Raw genomic sequence first — 2,888 nt, 5'->3', positions numbered from 1 at the left:
TCAAGGACGTCACCTACGCCTACGTACCCACCGCGCTGCAACCCGCAGGCACCCTGCCCTGGCCTGCGCTGGCCGATCTGGGGGGCGAGCTGATTTTTGAACGCTCGTCCATGCAGGTGCGCGGCGCCAGCGGCGGCTTTGCGGGTAGCAAGGGCTTGCGGCTGTCCAAGGTCGAGGCGCGCATTCCAGACCTGGCGCATACCGTGGTCGGCGTGAGTGCCGATGCGCGCGGCCCGCTGGCCGAGCTGCTCACGCTCATGACCACCTCGCCGCTGGGCGGTATGACGGGCAATGCGCTGGAGCAGGCCAGCGGCACGGGCAACGCCGACTTCCAGCTGCGGTTGAGCCTGCCCATCAGCGACATCAACAAATCCAAGGTGCAGGGCAGCGTCACGCTGGCGGGCAACGAACTGCGCATCACCCCCGACACCCCTGCACTCACCCGCGTGCGTGGCGCCGTGCAGTTCAGCGAGACCGGGTTTTCGCTGTCCAATGTGCAGGCCCAGGCGCTGGGCGGCCCCGTGCGGCTGGAAGGCGGCATGCGCGCGCTGGCGGCCAATGCCCCGGCCACCGAGTCGGCGGTGCAGATCCGTGCCCAGGGCACCGCCACGGCCGAAGGGCTGCAGCAAACCCCGCAGCTGGGCATGTTGTCGCAACTGGCGCGGCGGGCCACCGGCAGCGCACCGTACACACTGGCCCTGTCTTTTCGACGCGGGGTGCCTGAGCTGCAGGTGAACACCAGCCTGCAGGGCCTGGCCCTGGCCTTGCCGCCCCCGCTGGGCAAGGCTGCGGACAGCAGCCTGCCCTTGCGCTTCGACAACCAGGTGGCGCGCGAATCGTTGGCGGGCTTGGCGAACAACAACGGAAACGGCAGCAATGCCCCACCGCTGCGGGACCAGATCACGCTCGACCTGGGCGCGCTCGGTTCGGCCATCTATGTGCGCGACCTGAGCGGCCCCCAGCCCCGCGTGCTGCGCGGCGCCATCGGTGTGGGCCTGAACAATGGCGAGTTCGCCCCCATGCCTGCACAAGGTGTGGCCGCCAACATCAACCAGGGCAAGCTGGACGTGGATGCGTGGGACGATGTGCTCACCCGGGCCACTGCCGCCGAGCCCGCCGCACGCAGCGCTGGAGCGGCTGCAGCACCGGCGGGGCAGGCCATGGCGCAGGACTATCTGCCCACCACACTGGCGCTGCGTGCGCGGGAACTCACTCTGCAAGGCCGCACCTTGCACAACGTGGTGGCAGGCGCGCTGCGGGAGGGCACCACCTGGCGTGCCAACCTTGATGCCACCGAACTCAATGGCTATCTGGAATACCGCCAGCCCGGGTCGCCCGAGTTCAGCAACGGCCGCTTGTTTGCCCGCCTGTCGCGTGTGAACATGCCGCAAAGCGATGTGACCCAGGTCGAAGAGCTGCTCAACGAGCAACCGGGCAACTTGCCCGCGCTGGACATCGTGGTGGACGACTTTGAGCTGCGGGGCAAGCGGCTGGGGCGGGTGGAGATGGAGGCCCAGAACCGGGGCGGTGAGGGCGTGCTGCGTGAGTGGCGCCTGTCCAAGTTCAACATCACCGCGCCTGAGGCGGCATTCACCGCCAGCGGCAACTGGGCGGTGCTCAACGCCGCTGCGGCCGGCCCCCGCTCTGCCGAGCGGCGCACGGTGCTGAGCTTCAAGCTCGATATTCGCGATTCGGGCGACCTGCTGGCCCGCCTGGGCATGGCCAACGTGGTGCGGCGTGGCAAGGGCCGCATGGAAGGGCAGGTGGGCTGGATTGGGGCGCCGTTCAGCCCCGACTACCGCAGCATGACCGGGCAGATCAACCTGAATGTCGAGTCCGGCCAGTTTTTGAAGGCCGACCCCGGGCTGGCCAAGCTGCTGGGCGTGCTCAGTTTGCAGTCGCTGCCGCGCCGGCTGACTCTCGATTTTCGGGATGTGTTCAGCGAAGGTTTTGCGTTCGATTTTGTGCGGGGCGATGTGCGCATCGAGCGCGGCGTGGCCACCACCAACAACCTGCAGATGAAGGGCGTCAACGCAGCCGTGCTGATGGAAGGCAGCGCCAACATCGATCAGGAAACGCAGGACCTGCGTGTGGTCGTGGTGCCTGAGATCAATGCCATGACCGCCTCGCTCGTGGCCACGGCCATCAACCCGGTGATTGGCCTAGGCAGCTTTTTGGCCCAGGTGTTTTTGCGTGGCCCGCTCATTGAGGCGGCCACGCAGGAGTTCCGCATCGATGGCACCTGGACCGATCCCCGGGTGGTGCGCGTGGCGCGCCGCGCACGCGAAGCGAGCCCTGCCACCGAAGCGGCGCCCCGCGCCAGCCCACCCCCCAAGACCGGAGAACCTTCATGAAAGTTGCTGCCATCCAGATGGTGTCCAGCACCGCGCTGGACGACAACCTGCGGGTTACGCGTGAGCTGCTGGAGCAGGCTGCGCAGGGTGGCGCCGAGCTGGCGGTGTTGCCAGAGTATTTTTGTCTGATGGGATACAAGGACACCGACAAGCTCGCCTTGCGCGAGACCGCTGGCGCCGGAGTGATCCAGCAGTTTCTGGCTGACACCGCACGCGCGCTGCAGATGTGGATTGTGGGAGGCACCCTGCCTATGGCCACCGATGCGCCGGACCGGGTGCGGAATACCACGCTGGTCTTTGACCCGACGGGTGCCTGCGTTGCGCGCTACGACAAGATCCACCTCTTTCGCTTCAGCAACGGCGCTGAGCAGTACGACGAAGGCCGGGTCATCGACGCTGGCGATACCCCGGTGCAGTTTGACCTGCAAGCCCGCAGTGGTCAGCGCTGGCGCGTGGGGCTGTCCGTGTGTTACGACCTGCGCTTTCCGGAGTTGTACCGCGCGCATGCCCGAGCGGGAGCCGACCTGCTGCTGG

The 2,888-nt window shown here is 67.4% G+C and carries 2 protein-coding genes; both read left to right on the top strand.

Translation table 11 applies throughout. The features are described from left to right. Positions 1 to 2,354, top strand: a 2,354-nt coding sequence (locus DBR23_RS30545) for a YhdP family protein (RefSeq protein WP_304466207.1), incomplete at its 5' end; no start/stop codon positions are given. Next, on the top strand, positions 2,351 to 2,888 hold a 538-nt coding region (locus DBR23_RS11650), incomplete at its 3' end, for a nitrilase-related carbon-nitrogen hydrolase (RefSeq protein ID WP_108498347.1). The genes DBR23_RS30545 and DBR23_RS11650, both read left to right, overlap by 4 nt.

The sequence above is a fragment of the Acidovorax sp. HMWF018 genome, assembly GCF_003061035.1.
GTDB classification, from domain to species: Bacteria; Pseudomonadota; Gammaproteobacteria; order Burkholderiales; family Burkholderiaceae_C; genus Acidovorax; species Acidovorax delafieldii.
Note: the sequence above shows the minus strand (reverse complement) of the source record. Positions and strands in the feature narration are given on the sequence as shown.